This window comes from Mesorhizobium sp. M1A.T.Ca.IN.004.03.1.1, assembly GCF_003997555.1.
In the GTDB taxonomy this organism is placed as follows: domain Bacteria; phylum Pseudomonadota; class Alphaproteobacteria; order Rhizobiales; family Rhizobiaceae; genus Mesorhizobium.
Window position 1 is genome coordinate 1 of sequence record NZ_RZTV01000063.1, and the last position, 414, is coordinate 414.

Consider the following 414-nt stretch of genomic DNA (forward strand, 5'->3'; position numbering starts at 1 on the left):
GCAAGCATCACGGTATCGAACAGCGGATTGGCGGGATTGGCGCTTTCGAGCAGGAAGCGGTTGCCGTGGCTCCTTCGGATCGCCACGACCGGATCGTTGCAGACCTGGACGGTGATGTCCCTGCGGGCGGCCAGCGCCTCCGAAAAGCGCTGGTAGACATAATCGCTGAAAATTTCCTTCGGCACGAAGATCTGCCGGAATCCGGGGATGGCCGCCGGCACGGCGGCGCGGAAGGCGGCGTTGCTGCAGAGCCAGTCGTTGAAATCGTCGTTGTCGCCGACCGAGACCGAGAGATCGCGCACACGGGTGTTGAGGATCGTCGAGGAGTGGGCCGAGGCCAGCGCCTGCCCGCCGCTGACGGACGAATTCGGGTCGAACAGTTGCAGGTGGAAGGGCGCGCGCACCGTCTTCATC

Annotated in this window: 1 protein-coding gene; it reads right to left on the reverse strand. The window is 64.3% G+C overall.

The window, feature by feature from the left end; translation table 11 throughout:
• Window positions 1-414: FAD/NAD(P)-binding protein (locus EOD29_RS30685; protein WP_164763884.1), on the reverse strand; the 414-nt coding region annotated here is incomplete at both ends.